Raw genomic sequence first — 26,553 nt, 5'->3', positions numbered from 1 at the left:
TTCACATTCACAACCGAAAATTTCAGTCTAGGGACGCCGATGTCTCTTGCCGCTTCGCGAACTCGGCGCCACAGCCCGAGATCGACGGACTCGCAAAGCGCTTGACGCTGAAAAGAAAAGGTACATTGTGCACAAATACGAACCTATCTCGGAAGTGACCGAGCGGCGGGACTCGGAAACTCCGTTATCCCAGCCGGGCCGGGCGCCGGCGCCTTCCGGCCTAATCACCGATCTAAAGTATCGGTTTCCCGGGCGATACATAGCAAGCTGGGGAGCGTTGGTGCTTGCCCTGTTGGTAATTGCCCTCGTTGTTCCGGTTGCACTACGACCAGATGGCCTACGGGTCGCAACGGCGCTCGCTGGAGTGCTGGCACTTGCGTCGTTCGGGCAAATGCTTGTCGTAATGCTCGGTGCGATCGACCTTTCGCTTCCTGCCGTAATCACATGCTCTGCAGGAGTAGTGGTGCACTACGGAACACCGGGGTCGAATCTCCTAGCGGTTGTCGGCGGAGCACTCGCGATCGCCGTCGTGATCAGCCTTTTGAATTGGTTTTTCATCTCTGTCATCCGCTTGAACGCCATCATCGTCACATTGGCCACCTTCGGAATCGTAACCGGCGCGGTGGTGCTATGGACCGGCACGTCCTTCTCCCTCACCGGTCTGGCACCCGCAGACCTGCAGAATTTCACCCGCTGGTCCGTTCTGAGCCTCAACGGCTCCTTCGTCGTTGCGGTCGCGGTCGGCGTCACTATCGCACTGGTTCTGTCCAAGACCCGCGGTGGCCGGCAAGTTGGCGCCATTGGGGCAAATAGGCGGGCGGCGCGGTTTCACGGCATCAAAGTCCGTCGCGTCGAATTCTTTACTTTCGGCGGCGTCGGACTCCTCTACGGCCTCGCCGGCGTCCTGGTGGCGGGTATTGTCGGGACGCCGGACACCTCGGTAGGCACGCCCTACCAACTCGCCACCATCACCGCGGTCGCTATTGCAGGTACAGCGTTCAACGGTGGCCCATCCAGCACGGCCAGTGTGCTGTGTGCTTGCTTGTTTTTGCAACTGCTCGATCAAGCTCTTTCCATCTACGGGTTCGCCGCCGGCCCCCGGGTCGTGGCACAGGGTGTCGCCCTTGTCCTCGCGGTATCGGCGATCACCCTCGGGCAATTCGCACTCTCCGGCTTGCGCTGGAGCAACCGCGGTATCCATCGAGGCGGCGGACCAAACCGTGAACAGGGCGTGGAGTCGAAGACGACCCCGCCACTTAATATCAAGGAGACAATATGAAAACTACTGGCGCGGGTTGGACTGAAATCCGACGGACCCGCTTCTCGATGACCATTGTGGCCGGCGCTGTGTTTGCCACAATCCTCACCGGCTGTTCGAGCACGACGGGGGCCAGCACTACCGGCACCGTCTCGCACGGTGTCCCCAAGGATCTGATCACCGCGTCCTCTGTGGATTCCAAACAACTTGCAGCGACAGCGAAGAAGGCGCTCCTGGCCGATGTGCCGGCCTCTGAGCTTCCCCCGATCGTGGCCGACGCGTTCGCAGTGGCGTCAAAGCCACTAACTGACGCCCAGCTGCAGCTACTCAAGACCTGCTTGAGGCAGCGCTCCTGTGACACTGGGCAGGGAACCCTGACCGTGGCGATCAACGCCGACTTTACGAACAATCCAGTGTGGAGCACCCGCCGGGCTGAAGCGACGGCCCAGGCCCTTGCCTACCCCCAGGTCAAGCGAATTATCTTCACCAGCTCGTCAAGCGGAAACATTGCCGAAGTACTGGCCAACCTTCGAAGCCTCATCGCCCAAAAGGTCGACATTATTGTCGAAGACCCGGTTTTCGGTGCCGCGATTCTGCCGGCGGCGAGGGAAGCGAAGGCCGCTGGCATCACCTTTGTCACTGCAAACTCGCCCCTTCCCCCCGAGGCGGCGGAAATGGTCTCGGCACAACTTCCCTACGACCTGTGCGGTATCGGCACCGACGCTGCGAAGAAGATTGTGGCCGGGGCAGGAACTGGCTCGAAGTCATATGCGTTCTACACCGGCGTCCCGGGAAATGCCAACGCCGCTGAATGGCAGCCCTGTGCAGAGAAAGAACTGAAAGCGGCTGGCTGGAACCAGGCCGTGTCCGGATTCACACAGTGGACAGGGCAGGGGGAGACACAGGCAGCCAATGAGCTTCTTGCCTCGGGTAAGGATGTGTCAGCGATGTTCTATGACTACAGCGCTGATGCCTTCCTGCGGCCCTATATCAACGCTGGAAAGACTCCGCCCGCCTCATTTGTCGACACCGCCAACTATTCTGCTTTCGACGTGGCCGACGACGCGAAAAAAGCCGGCCTTAACTCAGCGAACTACGTATCCAACGGCCATGTTTGGTACGCCCGTATGGGAGTGACCGCCGGCATCGAGATCAAGCTGGGTGTGAACGTCCCGAACAAAGTTCTCGCACCCGTGCCGGTAGTCGCGCTCGCTGACATTCGTGACCAAAACGTGTCGGGGATGCCGTCGAACGTTCCGCTACCAACCCTGCTCAGCCCTGAGCTGGCCAAACTGGCTCTCTCTGCCGGTTGAGCCGTTTATCCGGAGCCGGTCGGGCTTCAGATCCTAGGAAACCCGACCGGCGACCCAAATAACTACGTGGACCTACCCACGTAGGGGAGAACTGCTAATGATGAAAGAACAAATTATGGTGACTCCGGATGGCGGGACACTGACTTCGTCAAACACTGATTCGGCTCTCGTTCTGACTAATGTGTCAAAGTCGTTCCCTGGTGTTAGAGCTCTAACGGATGTCGACTTTGATTGCCAGCCTGGCGAGGTGCACGCGCTCGTCGGAGAGAACGGCTCAGGAAAGTCGACACTGATTAAGATTGCCGCTGGTGTCTTGACGCCGGATAGCGGATCAGTGCTTATCGAAGGAAGGTCCCTGACGCGAGGGGGTATCAGACAGGCCCGGCGCCTAGGCCTTGAGACTGCATATCAGGACACTTCGCTTGTGCCCGAGCTGACAGTCGCAGAGAATGTCGCACTGTCCTTCGACGCCGTCGGTAAAAAGCGGCCCGGCGACTTGAGGAACCTGTTGGCCGCCTACCAGCTGCCTTTCGATCTGTCGGCCACTGTCTCCGCGCTCGGGCCGGGGGCGCGTCAACTCCTTGAGGTAGCTCGAGCCATGAGCCATCGCCCCCGCGTCTTGCTCCTTGACGAGCCCACAGCAGCGCTGGATATGAGGCTGGCCGCTCACCTAGAGGAACTGGTGCGAACCGCACGAGACGAGGGCACTGCCATTGTTTACGTCAGCCATCGTTTGGAGGAGGTTCGTCGCCTTGCCGATCGGCTGACCGTTCTCCGTGACGGCGTCATCCAGGGAACCCACAGGTCCCGCGACTGGCATGTCGACGACATAGTGGAGCTCATGGTTGGCGCACCAACCGAACTGGAGTTTCCTCAGCGTAGCAATCAGCCCTCGCCCAGGCCGCGTCTCGAGGTTCGGGACCTTGCCGGGTCCGACTTCGGCCCTGTGTCCCTCGCAGTCAAGGGTGGTGAGATTGTTGGGGTCGCCGGCGCGGAAGGAAACGGTCAGCGGGCATTGCTGCGGGGGCTCATCGGAATCGGTCGAAGCGACGGCGACATCTGTGTCGACGGTGAGGTGCTTACTAAGCCCAATCCAGCCACTGCGTTGCATGCAGGCATCAATTTTCAGAGTGGTGATCGGGCCGCGGAGTCTGTTTACGGTCCACTTCCCGTGATGGATAACCTCACAATTCAGTCCGGCGCAGCCAACGGGCCGGGCGGCCTCGCCCTGCTCCGGAGGTTGAAGGGCGCTTGGGACCGCGCGGCAGCTCAGTTCGGTATTGTCGCGGCCTCGCCGTTCCAGCCGATCAGCGCACTCTCCGGGGGTAATCAACAAAAGATCGTTCTTGCACGGACAACCCTGCGAACGCCAAAAGTCCTGGTTGTTGACGAGCCGACCCAAGGTGTTGACGCACGTGCCCGGATGGACATCTATAGGATGCTCTCAGAGGCCGCCGAGGACGGTACTGCCGTGCTCGTAAACTCGTCGGACTCAGCCGAATTGGCTGGCTTGTGCGACCGCGTTTACGTCATGTCGCGGGGAGAAATCAGCGCCGAACTAGTCGGACCGACAACCGAGGCAGAGATCGTTCGTAGCTTCGTGAGCGCTGGCGGAATAGCGGAGCGGTCGGACTCAGGGGCAGCTGGGTCGGGGTGGCTCGCCCGGTCGCTGGGCCGAGTGACCCCCTACGTCCCAATTATCGTGCTGCTTCTGCTCTCGGCGCTCCTAGCGATATACACAGGCGCTCATTCGCCCGTATTTTGGACGGGACCGAACCTGGCCAACCTGATGCTCCTGTGCCTTCCCCTCGCGTTCGTCGCGCTGGGACAACAGTTCACTTTGCTATCGGGAGGCTTCGACATATCTGTGGGTGCCACGATGAGTCTCACCGTGGTTCTAGCGTCGATGACGCTTCCCAATCTGAGTGCCGGATCGATGCTTGTCACTGTGCCTCTGGTCCTTCTTGCAGCGGGACTCGTGGGTGCCTTGAACGCGCTCCTTATCGGACCCCTCAAGGTCAACCCAATCGTCGCGACTATTGCGACGCTTGGCATCATTCAGGGTATCGCCATCGTTCTCCGGCCCCAGCCGGGTGGCCTGATCGCTCCTGATCTGGGCACGGCCTTCAGCATGGGCGTGGGCTTTATCCCGGCCCCGTTCATAATTCTCGTAGTCCTCACCGTCGCCCTTGAGCTCTGGCTATATCGCACCCGCGGTGGGCTCGCGCTCCGCGCAGTCGGGTTCAACTCGCAGTCAAGCGACCGCGTCGGGCGGCGTTCGGTCCTGGTTCGCTCGGCGGGTCTGATCATCTGCGCAATCGGAGCAGTAGCAGGCGGCATCTGCCTTGCCTCGCTCACCGGCATCGGTACTAATGATGTGGGTTCCGGCTATTCACTGCCCTGCTTTGCCGCGGTTTTCCTCGGCGGCGCGGTGCTCACCGGGGGCCGCGGCTCCTTCATTGGCGCTGTTCTTGGCGCGCTCTTCCTTTCCCTGATCGACAACGCGACGCCACTGCTCAGCATCCCCGACGGGGCTAAGCAGACCCTCTACGGAGCCATTTTGATCATCGCGGTGGCCGCCTACGTGGGAGTGGAGCGCCTGCGGAACGGTGCAGGCCGAACTGGCAAGCGTTCTAGAGGAAGCACGGAACAGAAGGCACATGTCTAGTCAGCCAGTCTGGATACGCGTTCCCAACATTCTTCGGTTGAGAACGCCGCATCCTACGGGGGCTCGCAAACCACACAACCGGCTCTCACCGGCTACCCGAACAAAAGCACGAGTAGCCCGTTTCTGAAACCCACACGCACCACAACCGAAAGGAATACATCATGGCAGGCGAATACCGCGACCTACGCGCACGACGGGTCGTGACAGGCTTGGACGACCAGGGGCGGTCAACGATCGTCAGTGACGACTTTACCGACACCCGTCTCGTCACCGACGCCTTCATGCGTAACGACATCTGGCAGGCCAAGGAAGTCCCCGGTTCAGCCCTGGCCGAGAACACCCTCGCCGAGGTCGCCGTCATTCCCCCACCGCCGTTGGGCTACACCTACAACCTCACCGCGTTCCCGCCTGATAACGAGTGGGACTACGAGGCAGGTTACGCGCAAGCGCTGGCGAATGCGGCCGCCTCGGAGTCGACGAGCGCCACGGATATTCCCGGCATGCACACCACGGAGACCGTCGATATCGTCACGATCATCTCCGGTGAGCTTTGGGCGATTCTCGAGACTGGAGAGACCCTGCTCAAGCCTGGTGACACACTCGTCCAGCGGGGCACCAAACACGCTTGGCGAAACAAGGGCGATGTGCCGGCAGTCATGGCGGCCATCCAGATCTCCGCGACCCGCCCGTGAAGGCGTGCGATCTCTCTTGCAACCCAATGGATTGCCTGTCCGCTGCCAAGAGTCGCCGAATGGTTCGTTCTGCGCAGGGTTGGCAGGCGTTTTCCATTTCTAATCGACGGAATGTCAAAGGTCAGGTGAGAGGAAAACAATGACCACCACACCCCAGCAGAAGTTCGCTCCGTCCGAGCAGGCCCAGGGCTTCTTGTCCCGCGACGTACACCAACTCGTCATCGGCGGCCAGAACGTCCCGGCCGCGTCCGGGATGACAATGACAACCGTCAGTCCGTCGACCGGTGAAGTCCTGGCGCGCCTTGCCGCCGGCGACCAGTCCGACGTCGATCGTGCGGTCTTGGCTGCCCGTGAGGCTTTCAAGGGTCAGTGGAGTACCTGGAGCCCCTACGAGCGCCAGGCTCTGCTGACCCGGGTCGCCCAGGTCATGGACGAAAGATTCGAGGAACTGGTCCAGATCGAGGCCATGGACATGGGCGCCCCCGTCTCGAGGTTGCGCAACACCAAGGCCTCCTTGATGAAGATGCTCTCCTTCTTTGCTTCGCAGGCGACGAGCATCAGCGGTGAGACGCTGATGAATGGCATTCCCGGCAACGTCACCACGATGACGCTAAAGGCTCCGGTTGGGGTGATTGGCGGAATCATCCCTTGGAACGGCCCGCTCAACAGCCAGTTCTGGATCATCGGGGCAGTTCTGGCCAGCGGATGCACCGCTGTACTGAAGCCGGCCTCCGAAGCTTCGCTGTCGGTGCTGCGGGTGGCCGAAATCCTGCTCGAAGCCGGAGTGCCGGCGGGGGTGATCAATGTCGTCACTGGCTCGGGCAGGGAAGCTGGTCATGCGCTGGCGGCCCACCCGGACGTTGACCGCATCGCTTTCACCGGATCGACTCAGACCGGCCGCAGCATCATTCAGGCGTCCACGGTAAACATCAAAAAGCTACAGCTGGAACTGGGCGGCAAATCGGCAGACATCGTCTGCGCGGACGCGGATCTGGACAAGGCGGTGCCCGGAGCAGCCATGGGTGTTTTCGCCAACTCCGGCCAGATCTGTTTCGCCGGCACCCGGGTGCTGGTTCAACGGCCCATCGTTGAGGAGTTCACCGAACGGCTGCTGGCGTTCATGCGGACCCTGCGAGTCGGGCACAGCTTGGACACCACGGCCACCCTGGGCCCGGTTATCTCCCAGACCCAGTTGGACAGCGTACTGTCCTACATCGATCTCGGCCGGGCTGAAGGGGCTGAACTGCTCTCCGGCGGCCAACGGCTCGAGGGTGATCTGGGGAACGGATACTTCATGCAGCCGAGCGTATTCGGGGGCGTGACCAATGAAATGCGAATCGCTCGCGAAGAAATTTTCGGCCCGGTTCTGTCCATCATGCCGTTTGATGACGTGGACGAGGCCGTCGCCATCGCCAATGACAGCGACTACGGTCTCGGCGGAGCGGTTTGGTCGGAAAGCCTATCCACAGCTCTTCGCGTGGTCCGCGGGGTCCACACAGGCACCATGTGGGTGAACTGCTACGGCTACATTGACCCGCTGGTCGGATTCAGTGGAACGAAGCTCAGTGGGTATGGCTACAAGGGCACTGCCGCACATATGGACACCTACCTGTACACGAAGAGTGTCTATATCGATTTGGCGGGGAGGACCCCGGCGCCGGCACCGGCGGCGGGACTAGCTGAGATTGACTAGGTCTGTGTCATGCCTAGCGTGAATGACGGTCAAGATACTTCCCCTGACGCTGGTCCTGATCATTCGCAGGCAACGACAGCGGCTCAGCTTTGTCCAAATCACAGGGGTACTAGGAGAGATTCCATGGCCGATATTCAAAGTGGATTTGCTGAGATTCACGTCGTTACCAACGTCACTGGATGGTCGACGGGCCGTCTCAACCAATTGATGGCAGCTATCAACTCGGTTGAGGCGGGCCTTGGCACTGCGCCCGAAAAGGTTGAAAGCTCCGGGTGGACAAATGATCTTGTGGAAAGGGCCCTAGATCTGCTGGCCGGCTCGCGGGCAACCCTGCAATTAGAGGTCGTGAGACGAGCCATAGAACGGGGCGGCAGTATCAGCCGTGAAGAAGTCTACGACCTCGGCCAGGACCGGAGCCTGAAGGGTTTCACACGACCAACTAACCTTGCGACGCAGGCACTTCGAGATTCGGGGACACTGCCGGAGGATGCGGAGGAGTTGCTCGAACCCATATATGACGTGAACGCCCGAGAGCATCCGCAGGCGAAGGGCTTTCGCGTTCCCCCGGAAATCGTGCACCTGTACGCCGAATAGGATGCGACTCCCGGGATGGGGTCGGCCCGGACCTTGGGTCGTCCCTTCTATCCTGGCTCTACAAACGACTGGGTCATCTATCCAAGACAGGTTAGTTTAGACAAGTAAGGCCACCACATTGGTGGCCTTACTTGTTTACAGGGCCTTCGGAAGGACCTCTCAGTTATCTGACGGAACCTTTGGGAGCGCCTCTCCCTGTAGCGTGGCAACGGATTCACGGTTCGTCTGTGTTTGAAGTCTGCACTAACGACGCGTCCTTCGTGATCGGTCGGAACGACCGAAGGTCCGCGAATCGCTCTTCACCTTCCTCAACCCATACGTCAGCTTCATGTCCGACGCCGACGTAACCGATGCGTGCCCCGGCGCGTCGGGATGGTTTCCTCGGAGGCGGTGAGTGCGTTGAGAGCGCGATAGAGGTGGCGGGCGAGGTAGCGCTTGAGGCACCGCCGGATCTCGCGTGGTGTCGTCCCGTCAGCCTTCCGGCGCACGCTCGGCTTAGGCACGGGTGGCGGGGTCATGGACAGCCCGGACGACGGTGGCCATAGGCAACGCCCTGTCGAGGCGCCTGTCGCCGCCCCGGTTGATGCGGTGCCTTGCGGTGTTCCCGGATGATGCTGGAATGGGGTTCACGCCGGCGAGGGCGGCGAACGCGGCCTCTGAGCGCACGCGGCCCAGATGCGACCACGCCGTGTAGACCACAGCTGCGGGAACGGGACCGATGCCGGTCTCCTCGAGCAGGGGCGCCGCGGTGCTGTACTCGAGGAGCTCGGTGGTGCGGGCGTGGTTGTCCTTGACCTCGGCATCGAGGACGGTGATGCTTGCCGAGCCGGACAGCCTCCGCACGGGCGGTGGCAGCAACGAGTGCCTCGTCGCGGGCGGGTGCGCCGGTGGGAGATCTCGGTGATCTGAGGGTTGGTCATAGGCCTGCCGGCGTCGATGCCGAGGTCGACACTACGGAGGAGCGCGGTGAGGGCGTTGACCTTCGCTGTACGCTCGAGCGTCATCTGCTCCCTCGACAAAGACCCTCAAGGCGGCCGGGACGCCCTCGTCCTGCCGGGGAATGCGCAAATGGGCCTCATCGAGAGGCAGAGCGGCTGCGGCGATGGTGGCCGTCTCCAGCGGGTCGGACTTCCCGCTACCGCCGCGCGCGGGCGCATAGGCTTTGACTCTGGGCGCTTCGACGATGCGGTAGCCGTCCGGTGCGACGGTGCCGGCGAGCAGCGCCCGTAGCTGCCGGTGCCCTCGATGACCCAGAGGGCTCCGAGGTCCCCGCCCGTGCACCGGGCTGCCCAGGTGATCGCGCGGGATCTGCCCGCGTGGATGTTGGGGAACGACTCAGTTCCCAGATGCTCGCCGTTGGCGGCGAGTACAGCGAAGGTGTGGGAGCGGGCGTGGGTGTGCTGACGGCGCAACTGCTAAAAGAGCACGTTTCAACCTGCAAAAATCGGTAATACTAGAAAAGTCCTTGAGCCGGCGTGGCCCAGCCAAAAACTGACGTGCCTGGCGGCTTTCTTTCCGACGATCTGTCAGCCGGCTCAAGGTCCGTCAGAGGGTGTCGAGCCAGGCGGACATGACTTCATAGCAGCCTGATTCGACCAGTCCCATTACCGTTTTGTCTGCCCACCTGGCCCGCGTCCGATCAATCAGCATTCGACGCGACTGAGGGGCAATTTCCATCTTGGCAAACGAAACGATCAAAGTCATCGCGGGTATCGACACACACGCTGACACACACCATCGTGGCCGTGATCAACGAACACGGCAAACCCCTCGCGGACAGGGAATTCGTGGCCGTGGGTCCGGATACCGGAAGATCGTGGACGTCAGCTACGGCACGGTTACCGCCGTCGGTGTCGAAGGAACAGGCTCCTACGGCGCCGAACTCGCCAGAACCCTCCGGGCCGCGGGGCTGACAGTGCTGGAGGTGAACCGCCCGAACTGGGCCGCGCGGCGGCTAAAGGGCAAGTCCGACCCGCTGGACGCCTACGAAGCCGCAAAGTCGATACTTGACGGCCGGTCGACGTCGGTCCCGAAAGCCAAGGACGGGCCCGTTGAATGCCTGCGGATCCTCCGCACAGGGCGTGCCTCCGCGCTCAAGGCCCGTAGCGCGGCAATCAACCAGATCAAGGGCCTCATCGTTTCAGCCCCGACAAACTCCGGGCGAAATACCGGGCAATGGCCACGTCCACGCTGATCCCAGCTCTGCAGCGCACGAGACCTTCGGGACACACGGCTGACCCGGAGTACGTGACCCTCCTGACGCTGAAAGCCCTCGCCACGCGCTGCCAGTCCCTGTCCGGGAGATAGCCGCCGCGGACGCAGCGCTCCAGGAAATCATGGACACCTTCGCACCGATGCTGTACGATATGCCCGGCGTCGGCACGGACGTGGCCAGCCAGCTGCTGGTCACCGTCGGAGACAACCCGGACCGGTTGTGAAGCGAAGCCCAGTTCGCTTCACTCGTCGGGGTCGCCCCCGTGCCGGCATCATCAGGCAAGACAACCCGCCACCGGCTCAGCAGGGGCGGGGACCGCAACGCCAATCAGCCCTCTATCAGGTGGTCCTGGTCCGGATGGCATCGTGCCAAAGAACCAAAGAATACGTGGCAAAACGCACCGCGGAGGGCAAGAGCAAACGGGAAAATCATGCGCTGCCTCAAACCTAGCCCGGGAAATCTACCGTCAGATCACCAACCCCAAAGCGGCGCCCGACAACTCCGACCTGCGCCAAATCCGCACCACACTAGGCGTCACCATCAGCATCGCAGCTCACGAACTCGGCCAATGGCCCTCGAAAATTTCGCTCCTGGGACGGGGACTCTCTGCAACGACACTCTGGCCGCGACCTACCGCCAATGGTTGACCGAGCAATCACTAAACCCAGCACCGAAAGTGCTCGTTTGAGCGGGTTCAATGAAAAAGAGGCCTCGCTTTTGGTCGCTCGCGTTGACTTCCTTTCGTGAGCGCAGGGCGCTGATCGGGCTGGATTAGGAGAGCACGAGCACGGAGGCCAGTGCGGGCCCGATCGCGCCGCCGAGGAGGTAGATCAGGGTGAACAGCCCGATCGCTGCCGGCCTTTCATGCTCGGGGACGTCTGCGGTTGCGGTAGCGACCTGGGTGGCGTTGGCCGAGGTCGCGGCGAAGAGGGCCAGGAAGATTCCGATCAGCAGAAAAATCGGTGCACTTGCGAAGATTGCCGTGAGCACGGCAAGAGCTCCGGCTGTCAGGAGTGCGGTCCGCACGGCGCTTCGGGAGAAGCGGGCGGCGATGAAGGTGAACACGAGCGTCGCGAGCGAGGCCGCGACCATCGCGGCGAGTTGCCCGGCGGCAGCGGCGTCCTTCGTCCAATCCGAGCGGGCGATGAGCAGTTGAGGGATGACGAACAGCAGCGTGAAGTATCCCATCGACAGAGCAAGGGTCAGGCTTGTGGCGGTCACGAACTGTCCCGAGCGGATGGTGCTAACAGGCACGTACCCTTTAGGCCGGCGACGGACATGAACGACGAGCAAGATGATCGAGATCGTGACCGCGCCCATGGCCGGCAGCGGGTTCGATGCAAAGATCACGACGCTTCCCGAAAGCACCGCGACCAGCAGCGCGCCCCACGCATCGAAGCGGGCAGTCTTGGAGGTCTCCTGCGTCACGTAGCGGTTCACAACGGGCACAGCGATCAGGGTAATGGCGAGCATAGAGAGGGCAACGCGCCACGACACTGTCGCGGCGAGCTGGGTCCCGATTAGCGGGCTAACGGCACCGAACAGCCCCATCCCTGCGCTGATGGCCCCGATCCTGCGGGCGCTGCCAGCCAGAGCGATGGCGAGTACGTTCAGCCCGGCGCCACCGGCGGCCTGGGTTGCCCGTCCGGCTATGGCAAACGGCAGCCAGGGTGAGAGCACGACGATGAGTGTGCCTGCTGCGATGAGCGCCGCGCTTGTCCAGAGAACAGCGCGCTGGCCGTGGTGCCGCATGAGGGCGGCCTGCAACGGTGTCGCTACCGCGAGCACGAGCGCGAAGACGGCTGCGAGCCAGGAAGCGGCCGCGGCGGTCGTATCTAGTGCCGCGCCGATATCACCAAGGATGAGCACCGTTGCGTTGTTCGCAGCGGCCACCGGGGAAGCCATGAGCACGAGCCACCACACCGGCACCAGGTGCCGGGAAACGGCCGGCGCGCGGCTCTCGCTGGATGCGCGGGAACGTAAGGGTGAATTGTCAGTCATGGTTCTCCGGCTTCGGGATGCTGGCGGGTCTATGTACAGGCCACGCGCCCCCCGGCGTCGCTTGAAAGGCGGTAGGGCCAGGACCGCTTTGGGCGGCCCTGGCCCTACCTGGTCGTGGTTACCAGGGCAGGATCTGCTGGTCCTGGTAGAAGCCCCCGGTGCCTGCCCCGACTGGCAGGTTGACGACGTGCTTGATGCTTGCCGTGCCCTCTGCGATGGGGCGGCCGCCCTCGCCGCCGAGATCGGTGGCCGTCCAGCCCGGGCTTGCGGAGTGGACGATAATTCCGTCCCCTGCGAGCTCGGCTGCCAGTGAGCGGGTCAGCGCGTTCAGAGCTGCCTTGGAAGCGCTGTAGGCAGGAGTGCCAGCGCCCATGCGCTCCAGCGATGCAGCCTCGCTGGACACATTCACGATCCGTGCGCCCTGGGCCTTGCGCAGCAGCGGCAGCAGCGCCTGGGTGACGCGCCAGGTGCTGAAGAGGTTGATGTTCAATGCTTCCTGGACCACGCCGAGGTCGGCGTTGGACGCCTGCTGGGCATAGTCGAAAACGCCTCCGACATTGTTGACCAGCACGTCGAGGCGACCGTGCGTGGCCTCAATCTGCTTCACCGCCACGTCGATGCTCGCCTGGTCCGTGGCGTCGAGCTGGATCGGGTGGACGTCACCGCCGATTTCCGCGGCGGCCTGTGCTGCAGCGTCGCCGTTGCGTGCGCTGAGCAGTACGGTTTCGCCGTCCGCGGCGAACTGGGCGGCGAGACCGCGGCCAATGCCGCGGTTTGCGCCGGTGATGAGGATGATGCGTGACATAGCTGTGTCTCTTCCTGAACGGGGGGGTGACGGGGCAGACCCAATGGGGCTCCTGATAGGGACGTCCACTTCGGACGCCAGGCCTCGCACCAATCCTGACCCCACGTGGTCCATAATGTCAAACAAAACAACCATATTTCTGATATGGTTCAGCATTATGGAATCCAAGACATCATCTGGCCGTGTGATCCAGTCCGTGCAGCGGGCGTTTGACCTGCTCGAACGCATAGCAGTGCACCCCGAAGGCGCTCGGTTAAGCGAACTTGCGGACGGCGCGGGCCTTAATCGCAGCACCGCCCATAACCTTCTCGCCTCCCTCGAGGAACTCGGCTACATCAGCCAGGACAAGAAGGGCGCCGCGTATCGGTTGACCGGCAAGCTCAACCGGCTGCTGCGTCTGGACGCCGAGGCAGAGCAGGCGCTGAGAGCCCGCATCCGGCCGGTCCTGAAAAAGGTCAGTGAAGCCTCGGGCGAGTCCACCTTCCTCGCGCTGGTCACCGGCACCGACTATCTCTGCGTGGACGCACTACAGTCGGACAAGCCCCTGCACCTGGCAGTCAGGCCCGGTGAGCGAAAGCCGCTGATCGGCGAGGCCCTTGGCCACGCTCTACTGGCGGCGGACCCCGATCTCGCTGGCACCGTCCGCTCCGATGATCCTCAGCAGTGGCAGCATTATGCCCAGGAGATCGCAAACGCGGAGCGCCACGGCTTCGCCCTCGATCTAGACAGCCAGCAGGCTGGGATTTCGTGTGTGGCTGTTGCGATCACCCCACGCGCCGCGATCGCAGTCGCCGGCCCCACGAACCGCCTGCCGAAATCGCGGCTAGTCACAATAGGCCAGCAGATACGTGAGGAGCTGGATAAGATTCGACCAGCAAACCAAGGATGGCTGTGACCCCGGACAGCCCGAAGATGGCACGGCTGTGAGCGTGCTTGCGCCTGCCTACTACGACTCCGGCAGCTCAAACTCGAGGCGGTAGCCGGGCGGCCAACGTAGACGTCGCGAAGGCCGGTACTGCTGAGCTAAACGATCCGGCAGTCCACGGCGCTGCCGGTAAAACGCTCCTTAGGACTCCTATAGGAGCATCGGTAATACTGGAAAAGGTCTTGAGCCGGCTTGACTCAGCAAAAAACTGACGTGCCTGGCGGCACTGTCTTTCCGACGATTTGTTCGCCGGCTCAAGGTCCATCAAAGGGGGTGATGTGCCAGGCGGACATGACTTCATAGGAGCCTGATAACGGCTAATCCCATTACCGTTATGTCTGCCCACCATAAATTTCTATGCCATCCGGCCAGACTAAACGAATAGAAAATGATTATAGCCTCATCACGCACCGTTATTTGCTGACTGCGGACTTCACGCAGCATTATGGGTAAGGCGTGATTCGGATCACTAGCTCTTGAAGGCGGAAGTCTTCCACGTGATATCGAGTTCGCTGGGGAAAGCCTTGGCCGGCCTCTCCCCTTATGCACTCTCAAACGCCGGGCTCTGCCAAAGTTGCCCACCCCGGCCCAGTAAAAAAGACGGAGAGCTTCCTATGAGCACATATGCCCATCCAGATCGTGAGATCCCGGTTTCCAAATCAGCGGCAATGCTGTCCGGGAAGGATTCCTTCACGTGGTAGGCCCTCAATCTGAGGCGTTGAAGGCCACGAAGCGTCCTGGTCACACCCGCCGTGTTGCATTCGCAACCGCTGCAGGAGCGATGGTCGAAAGTTACGACTTTGGCATCTACGGTTTTGCAGCCGCATTTGTCTTTCCTCATACTTTTTTCCCATCCTTAGGTTCCTCCGCTGCCATCGTGGCATCGATGGCTACATTGGGCGTTGCTTTTGTGACGCGTCCGGCTGGAGCAATCCTCTTCGGCTACCTCGGCGACCGATATGGCAGGAAGAAAACACTCATCGCGACAGTTCTCGGCATGGGCCTTTGCACAGTAGCGATGGGACTGGTGCCTTCTGCGGAGAGCATCGGCATTGCGGCGCCGATAATTGTTGTGGCCCTGCGGGCATTTCAGGGCTTGGCCTTTGGAGGTGAGTGGGCAGGCGCCCAGCTCTTCGCCACTGAGCATGCGCCCGCTGGTCACAGGGGGCTGTACGGCATGTTCCCTCAAGTGGGCAATGGTTTGTCGAACGTGCTGGGGCCCTTGACGCTCCTGGGCGTCAGTTCGTTCGGACAAAGCGCTTTCCAAGAATGGGCATGGAGAATCCCCTTTCTCGGAAGTGGGATCCTGGTCCTTGTTGCTTTTTACATTCGCCTGAAGGTTGAGGAAACGCCGATCTTTGCGAAGGAAGTAGGCGGGGGAAAGCCCACCCGACCGCCTCTGCTGGGGGCGTTTAGGCAACAGCCCTGGACAATCGTCCTATCCGCAGGCGCACTTCTCATCACTTTTGCGTTCTACTTCAGTGTCCAGACTTTCATTCCTCACTACGGCGTTGAAAATCTCGGTCTTTCTCAAAACGAGGTCCTCGGCGTAACGGCTATCGCTGGTGCAATTTATGGTGCGGCTGCTTGTGCCAGCGCCGTAATTTCAGACAAGTATGGGCGCCGGCCCGTGATTGCTGTGACGCAGGTGTTCGGTGTGCTTTGGGGCTTGGCTCTTTTTCCGGTGCTCGCCATGCCAGGCATTGTCACGTTCGCCGTGGCGCTATGTGCCACCACACTCGTAGCTGGGGTCACGCTCGGAGCTCTAGGCGTGCTGATTCCTGAGCAATTTCCGACGGAGTACCGCTATACAGCAGTGGGCGTGTCATATCAGTTGGCTGCCGTAGTAGGCGGCGGCATCATTCCCATCGTGGCGCCAATCCTGACGGCTTCATCTTACGGCCCAATAGCGTTCGGGGTCGTCCTTGCCGTCATTGCAGCTATAGCAGCGCTGTGTACCCTGTCGTTGAAGGAGGGGCGGAACACAAGTATGGATTGGAGTATGGAGGGTGACAGCGACCGGGATCGAGCTGTGGCGCCCGGGGCTTTGCGTGACTAGTTGTACTGTCCCGGCAGGTTGACGACACGGGATTGATTTGACCCAATACGAGGACCTCCGGGTGTTGTGAGTTGCTTGACGAGAGCGAACACAAACCGGGAGGTCCTCGTACGCGTTTGCTGGGGGACGTCCACCCACAATGGGAATCCGCAAAGGCTAGCCAGGCGGGTTATCGACACATTCTTTTGTCGCTGTCGAAACTGGCCTCAGCGACGTAGAACGGCTCGACAACTGCGGGTGCATACGTCCGTCCGCTATGGAGTGCACCCGCACAGCTTTGTGGTGGGCAAGGGCAGGGACCACGGCTGGGGCTCCTGATCTCGGCAGTTATAAGGGCCGCGAGTAGGGTAGGGAACCGGACGCCGTGTCGCTGATCTTCATGATTGGACTCCCACCGCTTTTCCGACGATCCAAGCTAGTTCAGCTGCACTTGTGGGTTGGCATTGGTTGACTCACCGCGTAGCGTCGTCAGCAGACGACAGGCGCGGATAATTGCAGGGCTGAGCAGATGAAGTCAATCGGTTGAAGGAGCCGGGATGGCTGGATGGAATGCTGATACTGCCGCCGGCCCAGTGGGGGCAGGGTCAATCACATTGGTTGAGGGTTCATCCTTTTGCATCTCAGCAGCCAATGGTGACATCAACCCTGAGCACCCGCATGGGCTGTTCGTTGAAGACGCCCGTATCCTGTCCCGCTGGAACCTAACTATTAACGGCACGCCCTTGGAACCGCTAGCGGCAAAGGCGAGTGAACCCTACCGCGGCGTTTTCATCGGGCGCGTACCTCACTCTGATGCTCATGCTGACAGCCCACTAATTGTCGAACGCCGCCGAGAAATCGATGCCGGAGTTGTGGAACACATAACTGTTCGAAATTACTCACGGGATACTGCAGAGTGCTTGATGGCCCTTCAAATAGAAGCGGATTTTGCGGACCTCTTCGAGGTGAAGGAAGCACGCATCCAACGGCGCTGGGAAGCGTCCCATGACGCGAAAGAGGATTCACTAACCATTCGGGTCGCCTGGCAGGATATTAGGAAAGGTGTTTTAGTATCGGCCGAGGGAGCCGACATCGCCGCTGATGGCCTAACTTACCGGATCAGCGTCCCTCCGAACGGAGAGTGGAGCGCGACCGTGAGCGCGGTGCCCGTGGCTGACGCAAGCGCTAGTCTGGCACGGCCTGTCCGACAAAGCGAAGGAAAAATGTCTCCTCGCGACCGGCGCCGCCAGGAGTGGGTGTCAAAGATTCCTGTGTTGCACATCGGCAACCGCTCCATCCAGAGGACCCTTCGGCGCAGCTACGATGACCTGGGTGCACTTCGTATCGAGGATTCCCACCACCCGGAACGGGTGGTGGTAGCAGCCGGCGCCCCATGGTTCATGGCTCTGTTCGGACGCGACTCTCTCTGGGCGTCCCTCATGGCACTGCCAGTCGATCCGTCCCTGGCCTTCGGCACCATCCAGACGCTAGCTGACCGTCAAGGGACCGTTGTGGATGAGATGAGCGAAGAGGAACCGGGTAAGATCCTCCATGAAGTGAGGTTCGACGTCTCCAGCGGACTGGCGCTGGGAGGCAAATCAACTTACTTCGGCAGCGTCGACGCCACCCCACTGTTCGTTGCCCTGTTTGGTGAAGTCAGCCGCTGGGGGTTTGCCCCTGAAACCATCTCGGCCCTGCTGCCACACGTTGACCGCGCGCTGGACTGGATCCGCGACTACGGCGACAAGGACGGCGACGGCTTCGTCGAGTACGCGCGACTCACCGACCGCGGATTAATCAACCAAGGCTGGAAGGACTCCTGGGACGGAATCAACTTCGCCGACGGGACCCTGGCCGAGCCGCCGATCGCATTGTGCGAGGTGCAGGCCTACGTCTACAGCGCGTATCTGGCCCGCTCCTGGATGGCCTACGATGCCGGTGACACAGGTCTGTCGGCGGAGTACCGAAACCGCGCGGTGCAGCTAAAAAGACAGTTCAACGAACAGTTCTGGCTGCCCGACCGCGGCTACTACGCCGTCGCTCTGGACGGCCGCAAGCGGCCAGTAGATGCATGCACCTCCAACATGGGCCAATGCCTGATGTTTGGCATCATCGACTACGACAAGGCTCCACTCGTTGTGGAACGGCTCATGTCCCCGGAGATGTTCAGCGGCTGGGGCATACGAACCCTGGCGAGCAATATGGGCGCCTACAACCCCGCGAGCTACCACAACGGATCAGTGTGGCCCCATGACAATGCGATCATCGCTAACGGACTCGTGCGCTACGGGTTCGTAGAGCAGGCGCAGCGGGTCTCCACGGCCCTGTTTGAAGCGGCTGATTACTCGGAAGGGCGGTTGCCCGAATTGTTCTGTGGCTTCAGCCGGGAGCAGTACGACGAACCCGTTCCTTATCCCACGGCATGCTCACCGCAGGCCTGGGCGGCCACCACACCAATCCAGCTCGTGAAGAACCTGATGGGCTACTACGCCGACGTTGCCCGCGGTGGTCTCTGGATGGATCCCGTGCTCCCTGCATCCTATGGCGACCTGCATATCACCAATGCCCCCATGGCTGAAAGCCGGATCACAATTGACATCTCGGGTTCCAGCGTGACGGTGCAGGGGCTGCCCAAAGGCATGCTGTTCCACCACGGAATTCGACCGAGAGCTGCCGACCTGGCACAACGACCCGAAAAGTCTAACGAGGGTTAGCGAGGGTGCGTTCCTACCCTCCGAGTTCCAAGGGTCCAAGACAGGAGAAAATCACACCACCACTCCGCCGGCGCTTCCGGGGCGGCTGGGCGAAGCGTCATGGTCATGCAGGTTTCTATTCTTTCGGCCACGAATGTCCGAAGGAAGCGAAACCCATGACGCTCGTGGAGTCCGATCCTGCAGCTTCCCCCGTAGGCTGCGGCTCGATCGAGGCAGTACGCCCAGCCACGGCTAGGACAGCGGACCTTCGTGGCTTAGCACGGAATGAAGAGGACGCAACAGACATTGTGCGTTGGCGTGGCTACGGCATTCCTTGGAGGGTGCATCAGAGTGAACGAAAAGAGGGTGTGGACAGTGTCCACACCCTGCGCTTCGGATTCGGTTGTACCGGCATCGGACCGGGCCGTACTGGGGATGTTTTCGAGAAAGTGGCGGATTTTCAGGGGGAGAGGCTGGTTCGAGTCCCACCTCGGGCACAGTGTTTTCCCTGTTCAGGGGCTTTTTAGCCTCTGAGTGTGCACATATTGTGTTATGAAGGGCCCCTTCGGGGGCCTTTTTCATCGGTGGCCGGTGCTGCGGCCGGATACCTCCTTGCCTTCCTGGATCGACTGGTTGTTGTTCGTTACCTGTTCATGGGCGTTCATGGTTCTTCGGACATGACTTGAGAAAAATTCGGTGCGAGTTTCTTTATTGCATTGCTGGGTGTTCACCGAGTTTCCTCCATAGCGGCTGTTGGTGGCTGTTCTTCTTCTTCATGGCGGGTGCGGGGGAGGCCGGCATGACTTGCGTTCGACCGGTAGGGAATCGGTGTCGCCGGGCCCTGACAGCCTGTCCGATACTGCCCGACGGCGGGGCAACGGTGCCCTTTGTTGTGGCCCATGATGCTCACGCCCTTCTTCCTGGGATCGAGGGTTTTTCTGTAGATAGTTGTTCATGGTTTCCCTGGAGTCGACTGCATGACGCTGTGGGCTTTTTTAGCGCGATGCGCCGAAGCGGGGTGCTGCTGGCTGGCCTGTCTTTCATGGTTGTTCATTGCCGGCCCCTTGGGTGACTGCATGACGGAATGATGAGCCGCCGAACCATCCTTAGCGGATAAGAGCCTGTACGTCAGGCTGTGGTGCGGCTTTGTGTTCTGAGGTGACTGGCCTGCAGACGTCCGAAAGCCCCGCCGGCCGGCATTGCCGCTCTTGGCCACCCTGTCCGGACAGGGCTGCGGGAGGCACGAGGCTGTCCCAGTTGAATTCCAAGAGTCGGGACATGGTTCCCACCGCGAACGGTTGAGCATGATTCATGTCGAAGCAGAAAGTCATCGTCCTCGCAGTCCGTGACCAAGGCCTAACCATCGCTGACGCGGCCCGCCGATACGGGGTCAGCGGACTTCAGCAGAGTCGACGACGGGAAGCCGGCTTGTCCATTGGGATGGTTCCAGAGCGACATAGACAGGCTGCGCAGCATTATGGCCTGATGCTCTGCCCCTAGTCCCGTCCCTCGGTCGGCAGGCGCTGCGGGCGCATGTTCTCAACGTCGAGCTCCAAGGCGATCTTCTCGTTATCGGTCAGCGGGCGCACCGCCTTTTCGAACAGGGCCACACCGGCGGCCCAGTTATCCCATCGCCCGTCCGTTCGAAAGGCGGTCACGGTGGAGTCCATGGCGCGGACAGCAGCAGCGATCAGGATGGCCGTCACGACCTCGTCGTAGGGCTTGTGTTCCGTCTTGCAGAAGGTCCACATTTCCGGGTAGTGAGGCTCCTTGGTGCCGCGCAGGCGGAACGTCTCGTTCGCTTCCCCGGCGACTCTGAACCCGTTCAGAACGATACCGTCCGCCTCGTTCAGGACAGGCAGGCCCTGCCCCTTCGGACCACAGATCGTGACCCCGGAAGCCTCGATGATCTTCCGGGCGTCGTCGATCACCTCCAGTGTTGCCGTCAGGCGCGGAAAGTAGTGCGTATAGCCCATGTCATTGGTCCTCGCGTCATTCTTCAAGGCTACTGTCCACTCCCACCGACTCGCCGAATGTCGCCGCCGGGGGGCCGGAAGACATCCGCGCATACTCCTTCATGAGGATCGGGGCCTCCTGTTGTTGCCACCTTGGACATTTCAGCGACCTGCTCTCCGAAACGCCGCGACGCCCCCACCCTTACTCTCAAAGCGCCAGCGTGTTGTGGCAGTATCGACGCATGCTTCGGAATATGGCGCTTCCACAGACGATCCAGATTTACCTGCCCCAGGGTGACCCGGCAGGCATCCGGATGGCTGAGATCACGACCCGTACGGTGCGCGTCTTCGAGGTGCCCCGCCCGTTGCTGCGCGACTTTCGGGAAATGACTGAATCCAAGCAGGTCGGGGTCTACTTTCTGTTCGGCTCATCGGCCTCGGGAGGGCCATCCTGCTACATCGGCCAGAGCGGCAGCGTCGGCGACCGGCTGAAGCAGCACTCGGACAAAAAGGACTTCTGGGACCACGCTCTAGTCGCAGTTTCGCTCACCAATGCGTGGACAAACACCCATACCGGCTACATGGAATGGCAGGCGATCAGGAAGGCCACAGAAGCTGGACGGTACGAACTGCACAACGGCAACGACGCCTCGAATCCCCATACGCCGGCGCCTTTGGAATCGGACTGCCGTGAGTACCTAGAGACTATCTCCGTCCTCCTGACAACTCTCGGCTACCCGGTGCTCGAGCCGCTGCGGGAAATCCGCCTGGCAGGGTCTGAAGGCAATGGCGCTGCAGAGACGCTGATCTTCAGGGAGGGCGGGGCCGAGGCCAGGGCAAGGCCGACGACGGAAGGCCTCCTCGTCCTGGCCGGCTCCGTGGGCAAAGCAATTGCTCGTCCCTCCCTGCCCGCCTCGCTCGTGCGCAGGCGCCTCGACCTCGTTGAGCAAGGCGTAGTCGAGATCCGCGGCGACTCCTACGTGTTTGTCAAGGACCAGCTTTTCAGCAGCCCGAGCACCGCCGGCGCGGTGGTTTTGGGAGGCAGCATCAACGGCAGAATCACATGGAAGACGGCAATGGCTCGGACCTTCCAACAGCTCGAAGATGAGGCGCTGAGCTCTTAAAACAGAGCCTCACCAAGAGAAGCGGATCCGCTTTTGGCGTATGGCGCCAGCAACAACGTCAGCCGTGTCGGTGAGACCTGAAAAGGTGCGGACGGACAAGTTCCTACCCGAAGTCGGACCACCGCCATTTAATTAGCGCCCGCCGTTGGATGGTTACGCATGGATTCTGGCATGACGGCCGGAGCCAAACAGGCGAAGAGCGGACCAAGTGGCACCGTTGTCCGGCTTGACCGGCAGCAGCGCGGTCGTCCGCACACATCCGCGCATGGCTACGACTATCAAGCGTGCTGACGATCAGATCAAAAACCCGAGACCGGGTGCGTGATCGTGATCGCGCCGAGGTTTATACCGCCAAGGAGCAAGTCGACGCGATACTCGATCTCGCTGCGTCAGAATGCCGTCACCTCGACACGACCTTCCTCGAGCCTGCCTGCGGTAACGGCAATTTCCTTGCCGAATCCTACGCGCAAGATCCAGCGCATCCACAAGCCCAAGGGCGGCGAAGCCGGCCTGGAAGTTCGAACCCTGACATGCTTGTGTCAGGGCAGGAGAAGCGAATCTGGGTCCCGATCTCCCTGCAGCCAATGAGTAAACGCCCGGCTGGATGCTCCAGCCGGGCGTTTACATGGTTTTCATTTTTGGTTACCTGCCACCGGTTTTGAGGGCCCTCACGCCGACGGTGTCGAGACCAGGTTCTGTTCTTCGAGTTTGGTCTTGTTGCCCGTTCGTGAGCGTTCATCGCTTGGGCGGAAGGCCAGGGTGAGAAGTGCGGCAAGGCCGTAGCAGCCGGCGAAGAGCCAGACCATTCCTTCCTGCCCGAGTGAGCCGTAGAACAACGCGACGAGCAGGGGCCCGACGGCGACTGAGGCGCCCATGCCGATGTTGTAGGCGGACATGACTGCGCCGGGGTGACCTGGTTCAAGACCTGCTGTCAGTGCGGAGAGGGGCACGAAGCCTGCAAGTGCGATGCCGAAGGCGATACCAGCAAGGACCGCAAGAGGGTAGGAGCCAGTCCAAGCAGGAAGGTAATACAGTGCGAGCAGGCTAACGCCGCTGAATACCGCACCGAACCATCGGACCGTGTTGCGCCAGCCGATTCGGTCTCCGAGCATTCCGAAAATGACGTTGAAGGGGATGTTGGCGGCGTAGATGATCGTTGTGAGGAGCAGCCAGCCGCTGAGGCCGAAGTTGAACCGGTCGGCGAACAGGACCGGGAAGAACACGAATGAGCCGTACTGCGGGGCAGTGTTAAGCATCCTGATGATTGATGCGCAGAGCACCTTCGGACGTGTGGCCATGAGCTTCAGCCCGAGACTGAGCGTGCCGAAGGCCTTATCGCCGGGGCGGACCAATGGGCGGCTTCCGGTCTTCTCGCGGAGACCGAGCAGGGCGATAAGCGAACCCGCGACCACGAGGCCCAGGGAGAGCCAGAGGGTGTTGAGAGGGCCGAGCACGGGGATTGATCCGTTTGCGATCAGTGCGCCAAGAGTGGGAAGGCCGGCTGTGAAGGAGACGTAGAACCAGCCGATTGCGGTGGCCAGGCGGGCGCGGTCGGCAACCGCTGCGATCCATACCAGGAAACCGAAGGCAAACAAGGGGTATCCGATTCCCCGGGCGGCGTAGGCGAGGAAGATGATGCTTTCGTTGTCCGCTGCCACGCCGAAGGCCAGGAAGATGACTTCGAAGACTATCCAGCCGGTGGCGCCGATCAGCATGACGCGTTTGGGTCCCCAAAGGTCCGAGAACGCGGCGGCGAGCCAGGATGAGACGGCGACGACGATTCCGTAGACGGTCACCAGGAGGCCCACTCGCTGCACGTCCATGCCGTTGTGGTCCTGGAGGAACGGGGTGAGGTAGTTCGACTCGACGCCGTCTCCGATCATGAACAGGAGGACGCCGACGTAGCCGAGGATCAGGGGTTTAGGGATGCCCAGGCGCTCCCAGAGAGGGTGCGCCGCTTTGGCGGCAGTGGAAACGGACACGTTTCTTCCTTCGTGGTGGGGGCTAGACATGCGGGGCCGAGGGTTCGTGTGAGCACGCCCCGCATGTTGTGGCCTTGGGTGATTGTCTGTTGCGGTCAGTGGGGGACCGCGTCCAGTGCGTTGTACACCGGGGCGAGGGTTTCGTAGAGGTGCTGGTAGACCTTCCACAGCTGCGCATATTTTGCTTCGGCGGCCGGATCCGGACGTACGGTGTCACCTCGCCGGGACATGGCGGCTGCAGCTGCCGGCAGGTCGGCGTGGATTCCCACGGCCACTGCAGCGAACATGGCGGCGCCCAGCGCTGTCGTCTCCGGAGCCTTGCACAGGATGAGGTCTCTGCCCAGGACGTCGGCGACAATCTGGGCCCAGATAGGGCTTCTGGAACCGCCTCCGGTGACGAGGAGTTCGGTTGGTTTATCAGCCACTGCCCGGGAAAGTCCTTCCACCTGCAGCTTCACCTCGAAGGCGACACCTTCGAGGATGGCCCTGTAGAAGTGGGCCTTGGTGTGGGTTCCCGTCCAGCCGATGACCGCCCCGCGGGCGGCGCTGTCCCAGTACGGGGTTTGGGCGCCATGCCAGTACGGAAGGGCGAGGAGCCCCTCGGCTCCCGGACCGATCTCGGTGAGGGCGGCTTCCAAATCAGCAATCTGTTCAGATGCCGGCGTACCCGTCCCAAAGCCGTCCAGGAACCAATTGACAAGGTATGTTCCGGATGAAAGAAACGCCTCAAGGAGATACCCGTTGCCGCTTGCGGCTACGACGGTCCTGTAGTCGCGGTCCCACACGTAGTCCTCGGAGATGGTGCCGCACACCTCAGCGGTACCCATGTTCAGATAGACGCTTCCGGGGGCGATGACACCTGCTCCGACGGCCGCGCATTGGCCGTCTCCTGCGGCCGCGATGACTGGGAGCCCTGCGGGCAGCCCAAGTTCAGCGGCGATCTCATCGGTGACCAGGCCAATTGCAGCGCCGGGGTCGACGATTCGGGGCAGCTTTTCGATCGGCACGCCCACTGAGGCGCACAGCTCCCGGGACCAGGTCCCGAGCACCATGTCAAGCATGCCGGTACAGTCGGCGCTGGCCCGGCTGGAGGCCCACTGCCCTGTCAGGCGCAGGTTCAGGTACGCGGAGACATCGCCGATCCTGTCTGCGGAGTCCAGGGTCACGGCTTCGTGGCGGCGCAGCCAGGCCAGCTTGTAGTAGCTCGGGGTGGTGTCGGCCGGGCGGCCGGAAATCGCATGTACCCGGTCGTTGCCCAGGTCGCGGACCTCGTTTTTTGCCCGGGAGTCCATCCAGACCATGGCTGGCCGGATCGGCTGTTCACCACTGAGGCAGACGAAGGTCTCACGCTGGCAGGTAATGGCCAAGGCGCGGATTCTCGTGGAGCCCAGGAGGGCAGTCACGGCCTTGATGGCCTGTTCGGTGGCTTTCCACCATTCTTCGGCGGATTGCTCGTATTCGCCCGGTGCGGGGTTGCTGAGTGTGAGGTTGCCACGTCCTGTGGCGATCGTGTTGCCTTGCGCATCGACTGCGACCGCCTTGCTGGCTGTCGTGGAGCAGTCAATCGCGATGACCACCTCGTGCTGTTCAGCGGTGGTTGGGGGGAGCATGGTGAAGCCTCGCCTTCGAATGCATGTCGCTCTCGCGAAAGTAGTGACTTACATCATGGCTCCAACAAACTTAACAAGTCAAGTGTTGTATTTGTGATGTTTTTGAGGTTTGCTTGTTTCAACGAAATTCGACGAGGAGTTGAGATGGGACCTGATATTCCGAGCCGGCGCCGCGAGCAGATCGCCCTGTACGTGAGGGAGGCCGGGGCGGTACGCAACGAAGAACTGGCCGAACGATTTGGCGTAAGCCTGATGACCATTCACCGCGACCTGGACGCCCTGTCCAATGAAGGGTGGCTGGAAAAGACCCGGGGCGGTGCCCGTGCCGGTGGTCTGCGTCTTCACGAGCGCAACGTGGCCCTGCGTTACCGCCAAAACACTGCGCAAAAACGTGCCATCGCCAGGGGCGTGATGGCTTACCTGCGCCCGGGCATGACGATCGCGATGGAGGACTCCACGACGACGGCTGCTTTGCTGCCGTATTTCGGGAGCCTTCACCCGATGACTCTCATCACGAATTTCCTGCCGGCCATCAACGCAGCGGCCGCTGATCCCGACATCGATCTCGTGTCCCTGGGCGGGCAGTATGACCGGAATCTTGACTCGTTCGACGGTCCGGCGGTCATAGACCAGCTCGCGCTTCTGAACGCGGACGTGTCCATCCTCTCCGCTGCTTCGGTGCACAAGGGATGGCTGCTGCATCCCTCGCCCGATACGGCCCGGCGCAAGAAGATGCTTTCCGAAATCGGCGAGACCCGCATCCTCATGATCGATTCATCGAAGTTCGACCAGCGGGCGTCATACCGCGTCGGTTCCATCGACAATTTCGACGTCGTCGTCACCGACAGCGGCATCTCGGAGGTGCACCTGGAAGAACTTCGGCAGCTTTCCCCGGAAATTAACGTCGTCGACGTTCTCCCGGAGGACATCACGGCCCCGCCTTTGCTGGGGCTTCCCAACACCTATCCCGTCAGTCAGGAGAACTAA

At 61.4% G+C, this 26,553-nt stretch carries 19 protein-coding genes and 1 pseudogene; 13 read left to right on the top strand and 7 right to left on the bottom strand.

From position 1 onward, the window contains the following. Window positions 1-127: 127 nt before the first annotated feature. The 6 genes from ABIE00_RS13090 (at window position 128) to ABIE00_RS13065 (ending at window position 8,218) form a co-directional block, all read left to right on the top strand. Window positions 128-1,279 (top strand): ABC transporter permease, encoded by a 1,152-nt coding sequence (locus tag ABIE00_RS13090; protein ID WP_354260873.1) that lies wholly within the window; start codon window positions 128-130, stop codon window positions 1,277-1,279. Then, window positions 1,276-2,571: a sugar ABC transporter substrate-binding protein gene (locus ABIE00_RS13085; protein WP_354260871.1), complete on the top strand. Its 1,296-nt coding sequence runs from the start codon at window positions 1,276-1,278 to the stop codon at window positions 2,569-2,571. The genes ABIE00_RS13090 and ABIE00_RS13085 overlap by 4 nt, the downstream gene beginning before the upstream one ends. 97 nt (window positions 2,572-2,668) lie before the next feature. Further along, a complete protein-coding gene (locus ABIE00_RS13080) occupies window positions 2,669-5,239 on the top strand; it encodes an ATP-binding cassette domain-containing protein (protein ID WP_354260869.1) in 2,571 nt (856 codons plus the stop codon). Between the two features lie 161 nt (window positions 5,240-5,400). After that, the gene (locus ABIE00_RS13075) at window positions 5,401-5,931 is read left to right on the top strand and encodes a cupin domain-containing protein (protein WP_354260867.1); all 531 of its coding nucleotides are present in this window, start codon (window positions 5,401-5,403) and stop codon (window positions 5,929-5,931) included. A 139-nt stretch (window positions 5,932-6,070) separates the two neighbouring features. Then, window positions 6,071-7,624: an aldehyde dehydrogenase family protein gene (locus ABIE00_RS13070; protein ID WP_354260865.1), complete on the top strand. Its 1,554-nt coding sequence runs from the start codon at window positions 6,071-6,073 to the stop codon at window positions 7,622-7,624. Between the two features lie 123 nt (window positions 7,625-7,747). Continuing rightward, window positions 7,748-8,218 carry a hypothetical protein gene (locus ABIE00_RS13065; RefSeq protein WP_354260863.1) on the top strand — a complete coding sequence of 157 codons (471 nt, stop codon included), beginning with the start codon at window positions 7,748-7,750 and terminating at the stop codon, window positions 8,216-8,218. Between the two features lie 326 nt (window positions 8,219-8,544). On the opposite strand, the pseudogene ABIE00_RS13060 reads toward ABIE00_RS13065, so the two are convergent. Then, window positions 8,545-9,630: pseudogene (locus ABIE00_RS13060) on the bottom strand (transposase). A 266-nt stretch (window positions 9,631-9,896) separates the two neighbouring features. On the opposite strand from ABIE00_RS13060, the gene ABIE00_RS13055 reads away from it, so the two are divergent. Further along, window positions 9,897-10,412, top strand: a complete 516-nt coding sequence (locus tag ABIE00_RS13055) for an IS110 family transposase (RefSeq protein WP_354260861.1) — start codon at window positions 9,897-9,899, stop codon at window positions 10,410-10,412. Window positions 10,413-10,695: 283 nt separating this feature from the next. Then, the gene (locus ABIE00_RS13050; protein WP_354260859.1) at window positions 10,696-11,121 is read left to right on the top strand and encodes a hypothetical protein; all 426 of its coding nucleotides are present in this window, start codon (window positions 10,696-10,698) and stop codon (window positions 11,119-11,121) included. A gap of 83 nt (window positions 11,122-11,204) precedes the next feature. Here ABIE00_RS13050 and ABIE00_RS13045 read toward each other — a convergent pair whose 3' ends face one another. Together ABIE00_RS13045 and ABIE00_RS13040 are read right to left on the bottom strand one after the other, a co-directional pair. After that, entirely contained in the window at window positions 11,205-12,434 is a 1,230-nt protein-coding gene (locus tag ABIE00_RS13045) for an MFS transporter (protein ID WP_354260857.1), read from the bottom strand. Window positions 12,435-12,552: 118 nt separating this feature from the next. After that, entirely contained in the window at window positions 12,553-13,239 is a 687-nt protein-coding gene (locus ABIE00_RS13040) for an SDR family NAD(P)-dependent oxidoreductase (protein ID WP_354260855.1), read from the bottom strand. Window positions 13,240-13,396: 157 nt separating this feature from the next. Here ABIE00_RS13040 and ABIE00_RS13035 point away from each other — a divergent pair, with 157 nt between their 5' ends. From ABIE00_RS13035 to ABIE00_RS13025, 3 genes are all read left to right on the top strand, one after another. Next, window positions 13,397-14,134, top strand: a complete 738-nt coding sequence (locus tag ABIE00_RS13035; protein ID WP_354260853.1) for an IclR family transcriptional regulator — start codon at window positions 13,397-13,399, stop codon at window positions 14,132-14,134. A 724-nt stretch (window positions 14,135-14,858) separates the two neighbouring features. Beyond that, a complete protein-coding gene (locus ABIE00_RS13030; protein WP_354260851.1) occupies window positions 14,859-16,223 on the top strand; it encodes an MFS transporter in 1,365 nt (454 codons plus the stop codon). 536 nt (window positions 16,224-16,759) lie between these two features. Continuing rightward, the gene (locus tag ABIE00_RS13025) at window positions 16,760-18,916 is read left to right on the top strand and encodes an amylo-alpha-1,6-glucosidase (RefSeq protein ID WP_354260849.1); all 2,157 of its coding nucleotides are present in this window, start codon (window positions 16,760-16,762) and stop codon (window positions 18,914-18,916) included. A gap of 557 nt (window positions 18,917-19,473) precedes the next feature. Here the strand turns inward: ABIE00_RS13025 and ABIE00_RS13020 are convergent. Together ABIE00_RS13020 and ABIE00_RS13015 are read right to left on the bottom strand one after the other, a co-directional pair. Next, a complete protein-coding gene (locus ABIE00_RS13020; RefSeq protein ID WP_354260847.1) occupies window positions 19,474-19,626 on the bottom strand; it encodes a hypothetical protein in 153 nt (50 codons plus the stop codon). 765 nt (window positions 19,627-20,391) lie between these two features. Beyond that, window positions 20,392-20,871 carry a hypothetical protein gene (locus tag ABIE00_RS13015; RefSeq protein ID WP_354260845.1) on the bottom strand — a complete coding sequence of 160 codons (480 nt, stop codon included), beginning with the start codon at window positions 20,869-20,871 and terminating at the stop codon, window positions 20,392-20,394. A 233-nt stretch (window positions 20,872-21,104) separates the two neighbouring features. Between ABIE00_RS13015 and ABIE00_RS13010 the strand changes: the two genes are divergently transcribed. Beyond that, window positions 21,105-21,974, top strand: coding sequence for a GIY-YIG nuclease family protein (locus tag ABIE00_RS13010; protein WP_354260843.1), 870 nt, complete (start codon window positions 21,105-21,107; stop codon window positions 21,972-21,974). Window positions 21,975-22,642: 668 nt separating this feature from the next. Here ABIE00_RS13010 and ABIE00_RS13005 read toward each other — a convergent pair. Then, on the bottom strand, window positions 22,643-23,956 hold the full coding sequence (locus tag ABIE00_RS13005; protein WP_354260841.1) for an MFS transporter: 1,314 nt from the start codon (window positions 23,954-23,956) through the stop codon (window positions 22,643-22,645). A gap of 95 nt (window positions 23,957-24,051) precedes the next feature. Continuing rightward, window positions 24,052-25,566 carry a xylulokinase gene (locus ABIE00_RS13000; RefSeq protein ID WP_354260839.1) on the bottom strand — a complete coding sequence of 505 codons (1,515 nt, stop codon included), beginning with the start codon at window positions 25,564-25,566 and terminating at the stop codon, window positions 24,052-24,054. A 144-nt stretch (window positions 25,567-25,710) separates the two neighbouring features. Here ABIE00_RS13000 and ABIE00_RS12995 point away from each other — a divergent pair, with 144 nt between their 5' ends. Next, window positions 25,711-26,553, top strand: a complete 843-nt coding sequence (locus ABIE00_RS12995) for a DeoR/GlpR family DNA-binding transcription regulator (RefSeq protein WP_354260837.1) — start codon at window positions 25,711-25,713, stop codon at window positions 26,551-26,553.

The organism is Arthrobacter sp. OAP107, assembly GCF_040546765.1.
In the GTDB taxonomy this organism is placed as follows: Bacteria; Actinomycetota; Actinomycetes; order Actinomycetales; family Micrococcaceae; genus Arthrobacter.
This window is presented reverse-complemented; position numbering and strand designations above follow the sequence as displayed.